The 17431-nt window shown below is 60.7% G+C and carries 16 protein-coding genes and 1 tRNA gene; 9 read left to right on the top strand and 8 right to left on the bottom strand.

Going from position 1 to position 17431, the window contains the following annotated elements:
- Positions 1–209 precede the first annotated feature (209 nt).
- The 3 genes from RX327_RS20105 to RX327_RS20095 all read left to right on the top strand — a co-directional run bounded on the left by RX327_RS20105 (position 210) and on the right by RX327_RS20095 (position 4130).
- Entirely contained in the window at positions 210–821 is a 612-nt protein-coding gene (locus RX327_RS20105; protein ID WP_317246900.1) for a beta-1-3, beta-1-6-glucan biosynthesis protein, read from the top strand.
- 194 nt (positions 822–1015) lie between these two features.
- On the top strand, positions 1016–3865 hold the full coding sequence (locus tag RX327_RS20100; protein ID WP_317246899.1) for a glycosyltransferase: 2850 nt from the start codon (positions 1016–1018) through the stop codon (positions 3863–3865).
- 189 nt (positions 3866–4054) lie between these two features.
- Positions 4055–4130: transfer RNA gene (locus RX327_RS20095), tRNA-Lys, on the top strand.
- Positions 4131–4186: 56 nt separating this feature from the next.
- On the opposite strand, the gene RX327_RS20090 is transcribed toward RX327_RS20095, so the two are convergent.
- Together RX327_RS20090 and RX327_RS20085 are read right to left on the bottom strand one after the other, a co-directional pair.
- On the bottom strand, positions 4187–5383 hold the full coding sequence (locus tag RX327_RS20090; RefSeq protein ID WP_317246898.1) for a tyrosine-type recombinase/integrase: 1197 nt from the start codon (positions 5381–5383) through the stop codon (positions 4187–4189).
- Positions 5384–6048: 665 nt separating this feature from the next.
- Entirely contained in the window at positions 6049–6366 is a 318-nt protein-coding gene (locus RX327_RS20085) for a hypothetical protein (RefSeq protein ID WP_317246897.1), read from the bottom strand.
- A gap of 417 nt (positions 6367–6783) precedes the next feature.
- Here RX327_RS20085 and RX327_RS20080 point away from each other — a divergent pair, with 417 nt between their 5' ends.
- From RX327_RS20080 to RX327_RS20055, 6 genes are all read left to right on the top strand, one after another.
- Positions 6784–7410 carry an Abi-alpha family protein gene (locus tag RX327_RS20080; RefSeq protein WP_317246896.1) on the top strand — a complete coding sequence of 209 codons (627 nt, stop codon included), beginning with the start codon at positions 6784–6786 and terminating at the stop codon, positions 7408–7410.
- Between the two features lie 801 nt (positions 7411–8211).
- Positions 8212–9792, top strand: a complete 1581-nt coding sequence (locus RX327_RS20075; protein ID WP_317246895.1) for an anti-phage dCTP deaminase — start codon at positions 8212–8214, stop codon at positions 9790–9792.
- Positions 9793–9811: 19 nt separating this feature from the next.
- Entirely contained in the window at positions 9812–10411 is a 600-nt protein-coding gene (locus tag RX327_RS20070) for a hypothetical protein (protein ID WP_317246894.1), read from the top strand.
- Positions 10412–10560: 149 nt separating this feature from the next.
- Positions 10561–10845, top strand: coding sequence for a hypothetical protein (locus tag RX327_RS20065; RefSeq protein WP_317246893.1), 285 nt, complete (start codon positions 10561–10563; stop codon positions 10843–10845).
- A 24-nt stretch (positions 10846–10869) separates the two neighbouring features.
- Positions 10870–11322: a hypothetical protein gene (locus RX327_RS20060; RefSeq protein ID WP_317246892.1), complete on the top strand. Its 453-nt coding sequence runs from the start codon at positions 10870–10872 to the stop codon at positions 11320–11322.
- Positions 11323–11363: 41 nt separating this feature from the next.
- Complete coding sequence (locus tag RX327_RS20055) at positions 11364–11795, top strand: hypothetical protein (RefSeq protein ID WP_317246891.1); 432 nt, start codon at positions 11364–11366, stop codon at positions 11793–11795.
- Positions 11796–11800: 5 nt separating this feature from the next.
- Here RX327_RS20055 and RX327_RS20050 read toward each other — a convergent pair whose 3' ends face one another.
- From RX327_RS20050 to RX327_RS20025, 6 genes are read right to left on the bottom strand one after another with little or no spacing between them, the layout of a single operon-like run.
- Positions 11801–12124: a hypothetical protein gene (locus tag RX327_RS20050; protein ID WP_317246890.1), complete on the bottom strand. Its 324-nt coding sequence runs from the start codon at positions 12122–12124 to the stop codon at positions 11801–11803.
- 2 nt (positions 12125–12126) lie between these two features.
- Entirely contained in the window at positions 12127–13731 is a 1605-nt protein-coding gene (locus RX327_RS39290) for a phage tail tape measure protein (RefSeq protein ID WP_410712067.1), read from the bottom strand.
- Positions 13721–15133, bottom strand: a complete 1413-nt coding sequence (locus RX327_RS20040; RefSeq protein WP_317246889.1) for a phage tail length tape measure family protein — start codon at positions 15131–15133, stop codon at positions 13721–13723. Before RX327_RS20040 ends, RX327_RS39290 begins: the two co-directional genes overlap by 11 nt.
- Positions 15133–15357 carry a hypothetical protein gene (locus tag RX327_RS20035; protein ID WP_317246888.1) on the bottom strand — a complete coding sequence of 75 codons (225 nt, stop codon included), beginning with the start codon at positions 15355–15357 and terminating at the stop codon, positions 15133–15135. Before RX327_RS20035 ends, RX327_RS20040 begins: the two co-directional genes overlap by 1 nt.
- Positions 15354–16400, bottom strand: coding sequence for a S49 family peptidase (locus RX327_RS20030; RefSeq protein ID WP_317246887.1), 1047 nt, complete (start codon positions 16398–16400; stop codon positions 15354–15356). Before RX327_RS20030 ends, RX327_RS20035 begins: the two co-directional genes overlap by 4 nt.
- Positions 16397–17428 (bottom strand): phage major capsid protein, encoded by a 1032-nt coding sequence (locus RX327_RS20025; RefSeq protein WP_317246886.1) that lies wholly within the window; start codon positions 17426–17428, stop codon positions 16397–16399. Before RX327_RS20025 ends, RX327_RS20030 begins: the two co-directional genes overlap by 4 nt.
- Between the last annotated feature and the right edge of the window lie 3 nt (positions 17429–17431).

Below are 17431 nucleotides of genomic sequence, written 5' to 3'. Positions count from 1 at the left end.
ATCTGCCAAGAGCGGGATTAGGTCAATACCATGGTTGTCCTGCGACAGTTTTGCGCTGGGTCGATAAAGTTGTGAGTTTGCTGGACAAAATACCAAATTCCAGTCATCAGATTTCGCCAGAGTCTCCGCCGCACTGGAGACCTATTTGGACGGCATCACGCGAGCCGTTAGGATGATCCCGCGGGGGCAGGAACATTATCGGGGAATACATGCGTCGACGGCTGCTTGAGTTGAAGAACACTAGTTTGCGCCATCTTGCCGTAACGGGCCTAGTCACGGGCCTTGCGCTCCTCATTGGGGCCGGCGGCGCGTTCGCCCAGAGCGGCACGCCGAATCCGCCGGATCAGGCCAAACAGCAGCCTGGACAGCCCGACGCCAACGCAAATGCCGCACGGGAAGCCAACCAGCGCAAGGTCGAGGAATTCGTCGAGGCCCAGCAGGTCATCAACGGCCCGGCCGGCAACCCCGAATGCGTCTGGCTCGGCCGGCGCGTGGTGCGGCTGATGTGGCGCGACGACCTCGATACCGCGTTCCGCCATCTCGACCTCTACGACCGCTTCGGCTGTCCCGGCGGCCACATCCAGGCCGCGTTCCGCTGCCTGACCCGGTTCGGTGGCCAGATCGACGACAAGGTGCGCGGCAGCCTCGACGGCCGCATCCACGCCTGCTGGATCAATCCGGGCGCGCAGCCCCAGGCTGCGGCGGCGGCCGCTGCTCCCACCCCGGCGCCGGCGACGGCCGGCACCGCCGCACCGGCACCGGCGGCGTCGCCTTCGCCTGCACCGACCCCGTCGGCGGCACCTGCGCCGGCGTCGAAATAGCCGTATCCCGCGACGGGGTCCGACCGCGATTTTTTTTCGCGGCTGGAACGGCTTGCGCCCTTAAAACGCCATCGCGGCACACCAGTTGTTAAATCGGATGGCGGAGATATCTTTCCCTCCGCTGTCGTGTTGGTCGAACCTAGGGGACGGGTTCGCTTAGTCCTCAATCTCAGGCCCCGTATGGTTTAACCGCGATGCGCGCCGTCGTCGCCGTCCTGTTGCTTGTCACCGCCGCCCACGCCGCCCTGTGGGGTCTCTTCCAGGAGAGGCAGTCGGCGCCCGATTTCCGTGGCACGCTGCCGAGCCTGTCCTACGCTCCGTTCGAGTCAGGCCACACCGTCGCAGACGTTGCCGCCGACACCGAGAAGGTGCGCGCCGACCTGAAGAAGCTCTCCACGCTCACAAAGGCGGTCCGCCTCTATTCGTCGACCGAAGGCAATGAGCTGGTGCCGCCGGTCGCCGCCGAGTTCGGCATGAAGGTCACGGTTGGCGCGTGGATCGACAAGGACGCCAACCGCAACAACCGCGAGATCGAAGCCGCGATCAACCTGGCCAAACGCAACAGCAACGTCATCGGCATCGTGGTCGGCAACGAAACCGTGTTCCGCGGCGAGCAGGTGCCGCTGGAAAACCTCGGTTCGGTTCCGGAGATCGGCGTGCCGCCCGAGGAGTCCGAGAGGATTCTTCGCGAGGAAGCGCAGCGTCTTCACGACGCCGAAATGCAGCCGGATGAGAACGGCAGCAGCGGCTTGAGCAAGCGCGCTGAAGCGATCAAGTGGGCAGTCGCCGAAAACAACGTGCACCGGCTGATCAAGGTGATCCAGCGGGTCAAGAAGTCGGTCAACGTCCCCGTCACGACCGGTGAAATCTGGAACATCTGGCGCGACCATCCGCAACTCGCCAATTCCGTCGATTTCATCGCCGCCCACGTGCTGCCCTACTGGGAAAACTTCCGCTCGGACCAGGCGGTCGACCAGGCCGTCGACCGCTACAACCTGCTGCGCAACCTGTTCCCCGGCAAGCGCATCGTGATCGCCGAGTTCGGCTGGCCGAGCCAGGGCTACAATCTGCGCAACGCCGACCCGGGCCCGTTCCAGCAGGCGCTGATCCTGCGCGACTTCGTCACCCGTGCCGAGGCCATCGGCATGGAATACAACATCGTCGAAGCCATCGATCAGCCCTGGAAGTTCTTCGAAGGCGGCGTCGGTCCGTACTGGGGCATCCTCAACGCCAGCCGCGAGCCGAAATTCGCCTGGACCGGCCCGGTGACCGATCTGAACTACTGGAAGATTGCGCTGGTCGCCGTCCTGGTCGGCCTGTTCATGTCGCTGCCGATCCTGCGGCTGGACCAGCCGACCGTGATGCAGGCGCTGCTCTTGTCGGCGGCCGCCAACGGCGTTGGCGCGTGGGTCGCGACCGTGTTCTCGTACTGGACCACGCACTACTTCGTCTGGGGCTCGGCCTTCGCGCTCAGCCTCGGCCTGGTGCTGCTGGTTCCGCTGGTCCTGATCGCGATGGCCCGGATCGAGGAGATCGCTGCGGTCGCGTTCGGCCGCGGCCCGCGCCGGCTGATCGGCAAGAGCGCGCCGCTCGCGCCCGCCACGATCGGCGAGAACGTGAAGTTTCCGAAGGTCTCGATCCACATCCCGGCCTATTTCGAGCCGGTCGAGATGCTCAAGCAGACGCTCGATGCAGTGTCGCGGCTGAACTATCCGAACTACGAATGCGTGGTCATCATCAACAATACGCCGGATCCCGCCTTCTGGCAGCCGATCCAGGACCATTGCCGCGCGCTCGGTGAACGCTTCAAGTTCATCAACGCCGAGAAGGTGCAGGGCTTCAAGGCCGGCGCGCTGCGCATCGCGATGGACCGCACCGCCGCCGATGCCGAGATCATCGGCATCCTCGATGCCGACTATGTCGTCGAGCCCGACTGGCTCAAGGACCTCGTGCCGGCCTTCGCCGATCCGCGCGTCGGCCTGGTGCAGGCGCCGCAGGAGCATCGCGACGGCGACCTGTCGATCATGCACTACATCATGAACGGCGAATATGCCGGCTTCTTCGACATCGGCATGGTCCAGCGCAACGAGGCCAACGCCATCATCGTGCACGGCACGATGTGCCTGATCCGCCGCGCCGCGATGGACATGGCCGGCGGCTGGTCGAGCGATACGATCTGCGAGGATAGCGATCTCGGCCTTGCGATCCAGGAGCTCGGCTGGACCACGCACTACACCAACACCCGCTACGGCGCGGGCCTGTTGCCCGACACCTACGAGGCCTTCAAGAAGCAGCGGCACCGCTGGGCCTATGGCGGCCTCCAGATCGTCAAGAAGCACTGGCGCCGCTTCCTGCCGGGTACGAGCCGGCTGACGCCCGACCAGCGCCGCGAGTTCTCGCTCGGCTGGCTGAACTGGCTGGGCGCCGAAAGCCTCGGCGTTGTCGTGGCGCTACTCAACCTCGTCTGGGTGCCGATCGTCGCCTTCGCCGACATCGCCATTCCCGACAAGATCCTGACGCTGCCGATCATCGGCGCCTTCGTCGTCTCGCTGGTACATTTCGTCGCGCTCTACCGGCTGCGCGTGAACATCAAGGCCGGCCAGATGTTAGGGGCGATGATCGCGGCGATGAGCGTGCAGTGGACGGTGTCGCGCGCGGTCGCGCAGGGCCTGATCACCGAGCACATCGCGTTCGCGCGCACCTCCAAGGGCGGCCTCAGCCGGATGTCGATCGAGTTCCAGGCATTCTGGGAAGCCGTGATCGGCGCCCTGCTTGTGATCGGCGCCGGCGTGCTGGTCGCCTCCAACAGCTTCCGGCAGATCACCGAGATCTACATCTTCGCCGGCGTGCTGGTGCTGCAGAGCCTGCCGTTCCTCGCCGCCGTCGCCATCGCCATCCTGGAAAATTCGCGGATCAACGAGTTCGCATTCTGGCGCGACAGCGCGATCCGCACCGCCGAGCTGATCGGCCTGCGCCCGGTCGCCCTGCCCCCGGTCGGCGCCCCGTCGCAGCCGGTCGGCTCGGAAATCCGCCGCGACAACTAGCGCCGGATTTGGCCGACTTCAAGAAACGGCCCTAACCGCAGGCGCCGGAACGGCAAATCCGGCGCGCCGGTACACAATTGACCGCCCTTCGGCTATTGACCCGATGGGCCCTGCCCCCTACACAGCGCGGGCTGGAGCACGATCCGGAGCGGTTCACCGCTGGCGTCCGGATCTAATGTTCAGGTGAGTGAGCGCGTAGCTCAGCCGGTAGAGCACGTGACTTTTAATCACGGGGTCCTGGGTTCGAGCCCCAGCGCGCTCACCAACAAATCAATCACTTAGCAGATGTTGCCGGTGTCATTCCGACATCGCGTCACCTGCTCATTCCGATATTTGCCCACCTTTCGTTCTCGAGTCTCGTCGCATCCGCGCCGCTGTCCGACGCTGATTCATCGTCTGCTTCGTGTAAAGGACCGTCATGTTTGGCGACCGATGACCGGATAGCGCGCGGATCTGGGCGTCGGTCAAGCCTGCGTCTCCACCCTCCGTGTTGCCACCATGACGGAGCCCCATGAATTTGAATTCCGGGCCGATGCCGGCGGCAGCTTTGATCTCCGCGACTCTGTCGGCGAAGTATCGATACTTCCAGGGGAGCCGAACCTTCTTCCATCGATCGACGATATCCCGCGTCACGATCAACGTTCCGTGGCGCGGCGCGCTATCCAGGCGGCGTGTAAGATCCGGCCAGAGGTCGCTTCCATCCTCGTCGAGCAGCGGCATGTCGACCGGCTCGCCGGTCTTGTGGTGAAAGATCTTCGCTATCGGCGCGCCTTCGGGACGATAATGCGTCCATGTCAGACGCTCCAAGATGTCCTTCTCGCGCTGCAGCCAGAAAAACGCGATCATGGCTGCCGTACCGATCGAGAACTCGCCGGCGGCGTCGGCGGCCTCAACAAACCGCATCAACTGGTCATAGCGTAATGGTTGGGTCTGCTTTGCCTTATAGGTCAACCCCATCTTCGCAAACGGATTCTCCGACGGCACAACCTTCGGCTCAGAGCGCCGAGCCACATTCCAGGCACGTTGGCTTACCTTCATCGCGAGCACGGCCGTCTTGTTGCGCTCGCCGCCGCCGGGCTTCTCTTTGATCCGATCGTAGAGTTTGTCTGCGGCGCCGGGTGTTATGGACGAGAGCAGCAGCGCGCCGAATGCGCGGCCATCCTTGAGCGGAAACTTAGAGACCAGCGCGAGCATTCGATCGTAGCTCGAGCGCGTTTCCAGAGGCAGCTTGCTGTATTTCGGATGGCGCTTGTAGACGCCGACCATCCAGTCGAACGACCCCCGCAGCGGCCCCTCACCGTCAGGAAGGCCCTGGCCGGTCAGCCATGCCTGATAGTGGGGGTTTAACACCTCATCGCAGTAGCGCTTAGCTTCGCCGTAATCCACGCCCAGCGCCTTCGCTTTGATCGGACAGCGCTCTCGCACATGAGGTGACGGCGCCCAGTAATAGGCCACGCCTGATTTGGTCGGTTTAGCGACCATCAGGTCCGGCCAACCTACTGGTTTCCCCTTCGGCATTAGATCAAGTCTTCTGCGCTGTCAGTTGCTGGCAGTACTTCGGTTTCTCTTTGGTCGAAATAGAAGATCATTCGCGTCGGCTCGACCTCGAGTTGCTCGACCTTAACGCCTGCGTCTTTGGTCGCTTTCAACAGTCTAGTCACCCTGGTCTGGGTGAATGATTCTTTGCGGGGAGCCATGTTCGTTGCTCTCAAATGCCTCTGAAACGTTGCCAACGATTCTTACGTGTTTCGAGAGTCGATCCGGAAGCATCTTGAACAAAGTCATCCACCGCCGATTTTTGGCCAGGGCCTTGACACTGACATTGGTGGTGGATGGCCGCATAGAAACCGCATTGGTGGCACGCGTTTTGCGGCCGCTGTGCTGACACCTTGTCAGAGGATGTGCGCGCGGACGCAAAGGCTAGCCGGTTCAATTCGGTACCCGTGTTCAGGGGTGTGCGAGGAGCTTGCGAAACAGCAATCGGAACACCGGCGAAACCCTGGCCGGGACGGCGAAGCCTCTGATCAAACAGCGATATCGGCCCCGGCCGGGACGCCGGCGAGACGCAAAGCGAGACACTGATCGAAGCACCTCCGGATGGACCGTCACGGTCTACGTGACGGTCATCGTGCAGCAACGAACTCGCAACGATCGTTACTCCCGGGACGAACGATTCCAAGCACTTACCAACTTACACCCGACTTCGGATCGTGCACGAAGTCGCGGAGAGCTCGAGCTCTCTTGTCGGCCTCATATGCCGAGAACAGCAGCCGCTCGCGCGCCTCGTCGCCCATCTCAACGAAGTTGTCCGGGTCGACGCCCTTGGCGAAGCAGCTTTCCGGAGCCTTCCTTTGGGCAGTCTCCTCAACGAACTTCGTTAGGATATCGACGGCGCGGACAAGGTCGCTCACCTGATCCTCCAGGTTGCCGTACTGGTTGGTCATTCCGATCGGCAATTCCGCGATGGCGACTCTGGTAGAGGTTGATGCAGCCTTCGACATGGATCCGTTCTCCGTGGACAGGGTTAGGGCCGAACCGGAAGTTGCCGCTTCCGGTCGGCTCGCTACCGTGATACCAAGGAATCATGAAAAAGAAAACCGTGATTCCACAGAAACGGAAACGCGGTCCGCCGCCAACCGGCAAGGGCGAACCGGTGGTTGTGCGGATGCAGCCAGGGCTTTTGGCCGAATTGGACGCTTGGATTGGCAACCAGCAGCCCCCGTTCCCTAGCCGTCCGGAGGCGGTTCGGCGGTTGATTGAGACGGGATTGCGGCAGCGACGCTGACACAAGCGTGCACGCGCAATGGCTAGAAAGTAAGACCGAGGTATGTGCTGTCGGTATTTCCCAACAGCACACAGAACGGGCGAGAGTCGAAGTGGGACAATCGCTACCACCATTGCATATGGAGACCTCAGGCGTGACCGACGACAGGAGCAAGATGCCTTACGAAGAGGCGATCACCGAGGGCGCGAAGGCCGTGAACAATACTGTCGATCTCGTCCGCGAAGGCGGCCGCGCGGTTGGTCCGGCGATCGGCAACATCTATGGGCTTCTGATCGGCGATTCCATTGCGGCCGCACGCCAACGAAGGCTAGACGCTATCACCAGAAAAACAGAGAAGATTTTGCGCGACAGGAACATCAACGAGCGGGTCGAAGCTCCCGAGAGCATCGCCATCCCACTGCTGGAAGCAGCACAGGGTGAGCCGCGCGAGGAAATGCAAGAGCTCTGGGCTCGGCTGCTGGCCAATGCTTTGGACCCGGGCCGCGCACACGATGTACGACCCGAATTCATCGAAACGCTCAAAAAGCTCCACCCTCTAGACGCAGCAATCTTACAGCGGACCAACAATGAAGAAGAAGGCTCGATCGGCGACTTTGATACAGCGGGCGCGTTGGGCGTGCGCGTGTCCGCCGTCCGTGCGAGCTTTAATTTTCTCTATGAAATCAAATGTGGCGAGAAGTTCAGCGGATCTCATCCCAATGGCGCTAGCTTCGGCCTTTCCCCCTTCGGTCAGGAATTCATGATTGCTCTGAATCCCTAGCCGATATTGTCATGGTCGACGAGGATCCAGCCACGCAGGCGGCGTTGTTGATGACGACGCTTCTCCGGTCCGGCTAAACTAACCGGCCGCTCTCCGGGGGCGCGGGAGAGTAATCCACGACAGGAAACAGACGACCCAGCTGGATGCCTTCAGTAGTTCGGTCCTGGGAAAGGAGGCCACATGTCCATAAGAATCGATGTGAAAGTCGACGTACAGCTGATCATGCTGCTGATTCCAGCGTAATCAGGACGACTGAATGGCCCGGCGGGTGGTGTCCGACCGCGACCTGATCGACTTCGACAAGGACATTTGCTCCTAAGTCGCCTGTGGGAATCGTGGATAGCAGGCAAAACTGCTCGCCTACCGCGAGCGGTACTGCATCCTGATCGCCTTCGACGAATCACGGGAGAGATAGATGGAAGTTTATCTGGTCAATCCACCACTAGGCCGACTGCAGCACCCGCTGCGCGGCATAGCAGACAGGCTCTAGCCCTTGACCGTCAGGCACAAACCGCTCTCAAGGTCGACAGGGCTGAGCCAGTCAGCCCCATTCGAGACAAGTGCATCCCGCGAGGAAGAGTGTGCCTCTCTCCTGCGACGCAGCGCGTCGGCTTTGGAGCGCTGTTCGTTCGACCAAGACGCGTACCAAGTATCGATAATTGCCTGATGAGCTTGGAGCAATTCGCTCGAGTGCTGCAGGACGGAAGCACTCGTATGTTGAATCTTCAGATTCATCCGGAATCATCCTGCGCAAGACATCAGAGAATAAACTAGCATTTTGTTAAAAAGGAGTAAATTCCGTTGTGTGCCGCATTTACGCGCATTGACTTTCCCGAGATCTTTTTGGGATTCGTTGCACCTGTCGGCGTCGAGATGACGTCGTCGTTAAAGCACTTCCGCACCCACTTCGAAAGGTTCGGGTACAACGTCATCCCCATCAAAGTAACGGACGTCTTCGAGGAACTTGAAAAGGTCGTTCCGCCGAAGGAGGAACTCGTTACGAGTCCACCTCACCTTCGCCTGGAACGGTACATCAAATACGGCAATCAAGTTCGAGAGTATTTCGAGGACGACGCATTGCTTGCTGGTCTAACGATCGCAAGCATCGTGAAAAAGCGAGTAGAACGCGCTGCTGACAAGGTCTCCTCTCCCGAGAAGAACGTTTTCTTTCTTCATCAATTCAAGAGACGCGAAGAGATCGACCTGCTGAGGTCCATCTACGGCCGCGTCTTCTTCCAAGTTTCCATTTATTCCAGAACCGGAGCTCGAGTTGAGCACCTCGCCAAGGCGTTTGCGCGGGCCGAGAACTCGGGGACAAGCGATCCGTACCGCTCTTTGGCTGAGGCCATCGTCCAGACCGACCAAAATGAAGCAGGCAACACCCACGGCCAACGGGTATCGGCGATCTTCCACAACGGCGATCTTATCCTCAATGCGGATGCCGCCAGCGATGCCGCGCTGGAGGATCAGATCTGCCGGTTCGTGAACCTCCTGTTTGGATCCAACCGAATTTCACCGACCAGAGATGAATACGGGATGTTCGTCGCCAAATCGGCGGCGCTGAGAACCCTGGACCTTTCACGTCAGGTGGGCGCAGCAATCTTCTCTTCGGAAGGAGAGATTCTCACAATGGGCTCGAATGAAGTACCCAAGGCGACTGGCGGAACATATTGGTGCGACGACCCCAATCAATTCGATGATCGAGATTATGTGCGAGAGTACGATAGCAACGATCAGCGGAAGCGCGAGCTCCTCTTCGACCTCGTCAAAGCGCTAGGACTCGATGCCGACGCCGTTACGAAACCAGCGGTCAACAAATCTCAGTTCATGGACGCGTTGGAGTACGGTCGAATAATCCACGCCGAGATGTCGGCGATATGTGATGCGGCAAGGCTTGGCCGCTCTCTGGCAGATGCAACTCTCTACACAACAACTTTTCCATGCCACATGTGCGCAAAGCACGTCGTCGCCGCAGGGATCGCAAAGGTTATATTCCTCGAACCCTATCCCAAGAGCCTGAGTGCCGCTCTCCATGGGGATTCGGTGAAAATCGAAGGAGCAGATAGAGGACGGTACCAAGGTTATCCGGCTGTGGACTTCATGCATTTTCACGGCATCTCACACAGACGTTACCGTGAACTCTTCGAAAGAACAAAGCGCAAAGACGATGATGGCAAGTTCCTCGAATGGCATGATCCGCACATCGATGAAGACACGCGCACACGATATCCTAGGCCAATAGTCGATCTGCAATTCCCATTCTACCTGGAGCTCGAAAAGCGCACGATGCAAGCCTACACCGATCTCGTCCGTCAACTCATCGAAGACGATGGGCAGGCCGAAGCTGACGGTGCTCTTCAAATGGAAGAGAGGCCACATTAAGCGCGGAGGATGACGCGGCATGAGCCGAGACATCGTCTTTTTGTATGACCAAGTTATCGAATCGATGGCTCGACTGCATGCATTCGATGCTGTGAAGATTCACGATTGGCCGGATCCAACGAACGATGTTGAGGATGACCTGGACGATTTTGCCGAGATCATGGCGAGGCGTGATTTACTCACGTTCGCGGCGTCCGCGCGGAATTTTGCTGAGGCCTGCGAGGCAGCCGGCGAAATGCGTGCCGTAACGGCCGCGACGTGCAAGCTGCTGTCACCGCCCAAATCGCCGTTCTTCATCGAAACGCCTGAAACGATCACGCTGTATCAAGTACTCAGTCGTCTCTTGCACTCGACGAAGATTCGAATCTGCAAATACTCGGACGATTATCACGAGCTCCTCACGTCGATCGATGCATTTCTACAATTGGCCGGCAACCGACAAGGACAGGTGATTGAGCGCAGCGAGACGCTTGTAATTATTCAAAGCGAAAAAGAGCCCTTTACAGCTGTACGGCTTCGGAGCCTCCTCCTCAAGGCTTGCGATTTTCTAAACGCCGTATCGGACCGTCTTTCGGCGGAGAACAAGATCTTCCTGCAGCGGAGCTATCGAGAGCTCTGACGTGCGCGGAGGCCACTGCGCCTCGGGGACCTTAGCAGCGGCGGCTCCTGACCTTCGCCTGTGAATAGCCGGGATAACCTTACGTTGCACTCGCCTCACGCGTATTTTTTAGCACCCTGATCGCAATACGCGAATCAAGGAGATGAGGAATGGGCGTTTATTTAGTGACATGGGATCTCAACCGACACCGGTCGAACTACGCTGATGCTCGACAGCGATTGATCGATCATATGTCGCGGTATCCGCACATAAAGGATCCAGGACTGGATTCGGTCTGGTTCGTTCAGTCAACTGGTACCGCCGATGCGCTTGATGCTGATATTCGGCGGCACATGGACACAAACGACAGGTTGATGGTGACTAAGCTGGTGAATGGACAACATCAGGGATGGCTCAACCCGGCCGTCTGGGACTGGCTCAACGCGCACATATAACTCCATCTTTCGTGAGGAAATCACATGGGACGATCTGAAGATGGATCGCGCTCTTGGCCGAATAACCTTGAAGCTCAGAGCTTGATTGTTGCCTCGATTCTTCGAGTGTTGCTGGAGGGTGGCATCGCAAAATCCAGTCTCTACGCCGAACAGTTTTTGTCGGACATACGGAAGGCTGGGTACCCCGATCCGGTCGATTCCAATGGCCTCTTCTCGGACATCATGGACTGGTTGCGCGATGAAGGGGTGATCCGATTTGGACAGGTCGCCGATGATGGCAATGGGGGCGATCTGTTCTGCGACGTGGTGATCACCGGTTATGGGATGCGGCTACTTGGAACTAAGATTGAGTCACTGAGCGGCACCTCGGCGGCAGATGCGATCATGGCGGACCGAAACGCCTCAGCTCCACAACTGGTCAAACTTGGAGGGTTGATCGGTGGCGTCATCGGTGGTTTCGCAAAATCCGCTAGCTAACCGCTTTGGCGGCGACTCTTGGAAAAGCAGATCTTCATAAAATGGCTTGGCAGTTTTACCACTTCAGTCTCCCCGATGATCACGCGTTCATCTATTCCGTGCGCGGGCTGGTCGATGGTGTATTTAAAGTTTTCGGCTGGCTCGCGTTGGCAGCAACTTTTCAGGTCGCTGCTGAGGCGACCCAGAGCAAGTTCCTCTGGGTGATCTGCGGAATCGCGTACTTAGCAATTTTCCTTTATCTGCAAGCATTCATTGAATGGTTAGGCTACCTGAAATTCAACGGTCTTAGCAGCGCGCTGCGTGAGCTGAGACCCGGTCAAAGTTCGAAGCACAAGACCGTACGCCGCCTCAGTCGGGCAATGCACGCAGTCATATCCTTCGCCATCTGGGCTGCGCTGGTGATTGGAATGCAAACTGTCGTCGAAAAGTCTGCGGCCGCAATCGTCGTTTTTCAACAGGCCAAGGCAAAATGAGAACGTTACGAAGCCTCTTCAGCAGAGGTTTTGACGCGTACGGCGATCTCACGGACGCGAGCCGCGAATGCAACGGCATGCGCAGACACCCAAGCTGCAATCCGATCCTCGGAGATTCCGGCATCAGTCAGCCGCCGGCATCGATCGGCCATCCGCTGGCGCTGCAAAGCATGAACGAGAACCCGGTCGGCCAGCGTCAACCCTGAAAACACGGCGAGCGCGTCCTCGGCGGCGTGCTCACGGCCTAGTGCCGTGAATGCCGCCACAGGAGCTTTCCGAGCTCGCCTGTGGTGACGGCGGAGATCGAGGTCACTGTTCACCTCGGTCATGATCACGCTCCCCTGAAGCCGCGCTGGCGTGCAGCAATCGCCTGCGAAATCGGGCCATTCCGAGAGGCGTCGTCGACCATGAGACCGGTGACGGCGTTCTTGAACATGATGTCGACCTGCGTACCGTTGTTGGTCCGGCTGACGCTGGTCTGAGGATCCGAGCCCGACGGCGCGTTGTAAATGTTCACGACGACGCTGCCGGCGGCGCCGTTGTCGTTGGCGGCACCGCCACCGATTCCACCGGCGGAGACGCCGAGACGTCCATCCGCACCGCGACGCAGCGGCATCACGGCCTCGGGGCCCGCCTCACCCATCAAACCGGTTCCACCATTCGCCATCGGGAAGAGCGTCGGCCGGGTCACGACACCGCCCCGCGCGAAGGGCACGATGTTGCCGCGGGAGAAGATGTTGCCCAGTGCACTGGGCGCAATCGGGCCGAACAGGTTTCTGCCGGCGGCGCCGGGCGTGCCATAGGTGACGCCGGCCGACCCGAAAAGTGACCCGAAATCGCCGCTGCCCCCAGTGAGGCCGCCGAACGAGCTCTGCAGGCTCCGCATCAACGGGCCGACGACCAGCAGCTTGACGATCATCTCCTCGATCGCGCGGATCACCAGCTTCGAGGTGTCCGAGAACGCCTGGCCGAAGCTCTTGGTGCCATCGAGCGCGTCGGTGATGCCGGTCACCAGGTCGCCGGAGATGGTCGAGGAGACCTGGCTCAGCGCGGCGTTGGTGCGGAGCCCGGCCGCCTCTACCGAGGCCAGCGCCGTCGCGACGTCCGGATAGAGCCCCTTCAGTTGTTGGGCGATCTGGATGTCATCTGGAGACAGCAGGGCCGTTGCCGAGCCGAACCGAATATCTTGGCGCACCCGAGCCTGCTCGGCCGCCTGGGCCGCCTGCCCCAGCGCAGCGGCCTGGGCCCTGATCTGTGCGATGTCCTGATCCGTGAGCGCCTGCTTGTTGCGCAGGGCCTCGGCGAGTCGGGTCTGGACCGCCGTGAATTCCGCGGCGGCCCCGGCGGACATGCCGAGCGTTTCGGCTTGGATCCGGGTCGCGTCGGCCTGTTGCTTCATCGCCGTAATACCGAGCGCCTGCTCCCGGGCCAACTGCAGAACGGCGGCACGCTGCTTGTCGGTGAGATCGATACCGTTCAGTCGTGCCTGATCGAGCCCGATCTCGGCAGCCCGGACCTGCTGGTCGACCGTCGCCGTCGCACCGAGCAGCCCGATCCGCTGCGACTCGATCGAGAGCAACTTCTGAGTATCAGCCGTAAGCTTGGTCCGGCTCGAGGACGCGACGCGATCATTCTCGGCCGAAACGAGTTGGAAAGATCCCTCGAGCCGGCGCTGCGGATCGTTGACCGCCGACGGCGCCGCGGCACCGGCGACGGCATTGTAGGCTGACCGACCGAGAGCGATCGGCGTCCCGATGACGGGGAGCATGGTGGCTGCCGTGACCAACTTCGAAAAAAATGGGCTGTCGGCCAACTTGCCGAGGGTATCCGACGTCTCGGCAAGCCAGGCCTTCATCCGTAGCGAGATGTTCGTGGTCGCCGTGGTCCACTTCTCGTCGAACGCTTGCGCCGACCGGATGAGCCGCTCATCGATCACGCCGCCGGCGAGTTCGAGCGTCCTCCATCGCAAGCTTGATCGCGGTGCCGCCCTGCTCAAGATATCGAACCATTTCGGCTGTCGGAGAGAGCCCGAGTTGCTGCACGACCAAAAGTTTGTCCTGCTCGGTGCGGGCGTTCCGGACGAAGTCGGCGCCTTGGGCCAAGATGTCGACCAGGTTCTTGGCGTTGCCGGACTGCGTTTTCAACGACGCGCCGTTTTGGGCAAACAGCTGGCTGAGGTTGTTGCTATATTTCAGTGCTTGATTGAGGCCCGCCGCCAACGATTGCACCGCGGCCGCGCTCTCGTCTCGGGACACTCCCTTGTATTGGCCCGCGGCCTGGAGCAACTGAAAGTTCGATGTGCTGACGTTCGTCCGCTGGGCGGCGTCCCCGAGCTCAACCATTTCTTTACGCAAGTTGCTGATCGCCTGTGCAGCAGCCACGATGCCGGCGACCACGGTGACGCCACCGATCGCGGCGAGTGCGCCGGTGACGGTGGTGGCGCCCGCCGTCCAGATCTGCGAAATTTGCGTTCCTTGCTGCGCCAGAATGGTCAGCGGCGATTGGCCGCTGACGAGGCCGCCGACGATATCGTTGACCTGGTACCCCAGCTGGTTGAGCTTTTGCGCCGCGGTGCTCCCCGACTTTCCGAACTTGTCGGTTTCATCGCTCGCGGACCGCATCCCGACGACCTGCGCGGCGAAAGCATCCTTTGTCCGCTGAATGGCAGCGGCGCGCTCGACCTCGGTCAGCGCGGTCTTTGCCTCAAGGGACTGGAGCTCTTTCAGCGTGCCGAGGTAGTCGCGCTGTGCGGCGAATAGCGGCGAATATTTGGCCCGCAAGTTATCGAGCGACTCGCCCAGCGCCGCGACGTCGGCGGCCCGGGACGCGCTGTTGTCATTTGCGCCGATCCCGAACGACGTATTGATGGACTGTTGGAAATTCTGAGCTCGGATGTTCGCCTGTAGGCGCTGCGCATTCTCCGCCGCGGCCGCCATCCTGCCGTTTAACGCATCCACGGCCGGCGCGATCGAGACAAATCCCTTCTCGGCGAGTGCTGCGGCATCGGCGGTCAAGCCGAATTTGCGGTACACCCCATCGAGCAGCACCTCGGCGCGGTCCAGGCCCATGCCGCGGTCGACAGCGTTGCCGATTTTCCTGATCTGCGCTTCGAAGGCGGCGCCGGCGCCGTAGCCGTCGAGCAGCGAGCGGCTGAGGGCTGCCATCCCCGGGATTGCTTTCGCGAGCGTGGCGTCGGCCTGGGCTAGAGCGACGTTGCGGGCCCTGTCGCTCGCAATCATCTTGTTGTCGGCGTCGACCTTCTGCTGAGCGGCCCTGACGTAACCGCCGGCGTCGCCGTCCATCGAGACGCGTAGAGACGAGAGTGCTACTGCGGCCATCACAGTCGCTCCAGGTTCACCGCATCGACGCGGCCATCCGGCCTTCTGCGCTTCTCGAACGTGTAGCGCTCGCCTTTCGCGGGGAGTGGCAAGCCGCAGGCCGTGAAAATCGTCGCGTGCACGAACACGTTGTCAGCGCGTTCAAGCGCTCCCGACGGCCGCAGAAAACCGTAGCCCCGTCGATCGTCCCAATACGCGATGTGTCCGAGATGCCGAGCGCTCATGACAGTTCCGCCAGTCTCAGTTTGATGCGCAGTGCCTCGGCCTCTCGCTCGTCCGGCGTCATGGCGGCACGCTCCAGCTTAAGGCGCAGACGCCGCGCTTCGCGCTCCCGATCGGTCTCCGCAGTTGTCGCAATGCGGGCCGTCTGCCTTGCTACTCCGGCCCCGCCGGTGCTGGCCGCTGTGAATGCTTGCTGGAGCGGCATAACGGCATCGATCATGCCGACACGAAGGGCATCCGGCGCCGAGAGAGTGCGACCACCCCCGAATTTAGCTTTGACAGTTGCGGCGGACACGCTGCGGCCGCGACCAACAGCGTCGAGAAATCTGCCGTACGTCTGGTTGATCTCACTCTGGTAGAAATCGCGGCCGGTCTTGCTCAAGGGCTCCAAGGCATTGCCCTCGGTTTTGAACTCGCCGGCGTAGATGAACGTCGGCTTGATGCCGGCATCTGCCATCATCGCGGAGCAGTCATAGTGGCACGTGAAGACGCCGATCGATCCGATGTCACCCGACGGCACCGAGATCAGCTTGGTGGCCTGGCTGCCGATCCAGTAGCCGGCTGAAGCGCACAGCGGATTAATTATGCCGACCACCGGCTTCTTCTGCCGAGCCACCCAGACGGCGTCAGCTGCTTCAGGCGTCCCAGTCACGGCGCCACCCGGCGTATCTATGTCCAGGACGATGCTTGCGACAGAGGGATCGTTCGCCAATTGCCCGAGCGTTTGCGACAGCTTCAGCGTCGAGAAACAATATCCGTAGGCCTCGATCGCATAGGTCGCAACACCTCGAAGGGGAATGACCGCGGTAGCCTTGTTCGAGTTCGCGATCGGGACGAGGCTGATATCGCCCGCCTTCGTCGGGCCGAGAGCGTCGCCACGATGGCCCATCACCTCGCGGATTTCATCCTCGTAGACCTTCTGACCACGTCCCATCCGCTCGAATAGCGGCATCAGCGTCGATCCGTAGCCGGAGATATCGAAGGCCATCACCTTGCCGTTGGCGCCGCGGATCTCGCGCTTGAAGTCGAGAAGAGCGCGGTTCATGGACGAGCCCCGAGCGCGACGAACGGGGACTGAGTGTTGGCCGAATTCTCCGGTGTGATCGGGGATGCCCACGCCGGCTGCCCCTCCGCTCGATACCTGAATTTGAACGTCGATTCGTCCGTGATAAACTTCACGTGGATCGAACTCATGAACTGGGGCTCTCGCTCGGCGAGCAGATACTGACTGAAATCACCGAGCACGATGTCGCCAGCCACGCCGAGCGAAGTGGTGTACTCGCAGAGTTCGATCGGCATCTGATGCAACAAGCGCTGCCCGTCGGCTCCGGTTTTGATGAGCTCGAGGCCAAGCTCGCTTTCGAGCTTCAGGATGCTGCTGAAGGCATCGTTGCCCATCAGCCAAACTGCGTTGGCGTGGGACGGGCCCCATAGTCTTTCGACCATGTTGGCGAGGTTCTCTTGCACAACGCTACCGGCTGCCTGCCCGGCCTCGGGCGCCACGGTGATCAGCGCGGGCGAATTTAGAACTCCGAGCGGTGCGCCGACGCCGGATCCTGAGATGATTGCTTTCTCGATTTCGAACGCAGCGGCTATGCCGAAGAGCCGCTCGACCGTCACGGCCAGGGCGGGTGCATCCTCGAGCAATTCGTCGGCTGCATAAACAACGGCCAACAGCTTCTTGAGCTTCATCTTGAGGAGATCGATCTTGGGGCGCGTCTCCCCGCCCGGCGCCGCCTCATCGGTCCAACTGATCTGGACGCCTCCGAAGCGCGCTGCGCCCACCCCGCCGGTGTCTGCAATGGCGGGAATCCGCACCTCGCGTTTGCCAGTGGAAATCTTCGCGCAGCGACGGATGATGGACCCGATGGCATAGACCCTCTGCCACAGGGCTTCAGCGACCTCTTCTTCGACGAGAAAGCCGCCGGTAGACCCGACACCTTCGTTCAGGCCGAGGGCAACGGCCTCCATGCGAAGCCGGCGATCTGGAATGTCCGCATTGTGCCCAGCGTGAAAGACTGCATCGAGGAAGGGTGCAAAGGTGCCGAACGATTCTTGCAGTTGAAGTGTCATTGA

Source organism: Bradyrhizobium sp. BEA-2-5 (genome assembly GCF_032918025.1).
Lineage (GTDB): Bacteria > Pseudomonadota > Alphaproteobacteria > Rhizobiales > Xanthobacteraceae > Bradyrhizobium > Bradyrhizobium pachyrhizi.
This window is presented reverse-complemented; position numbering and strand designations above follow the sequence as displayed.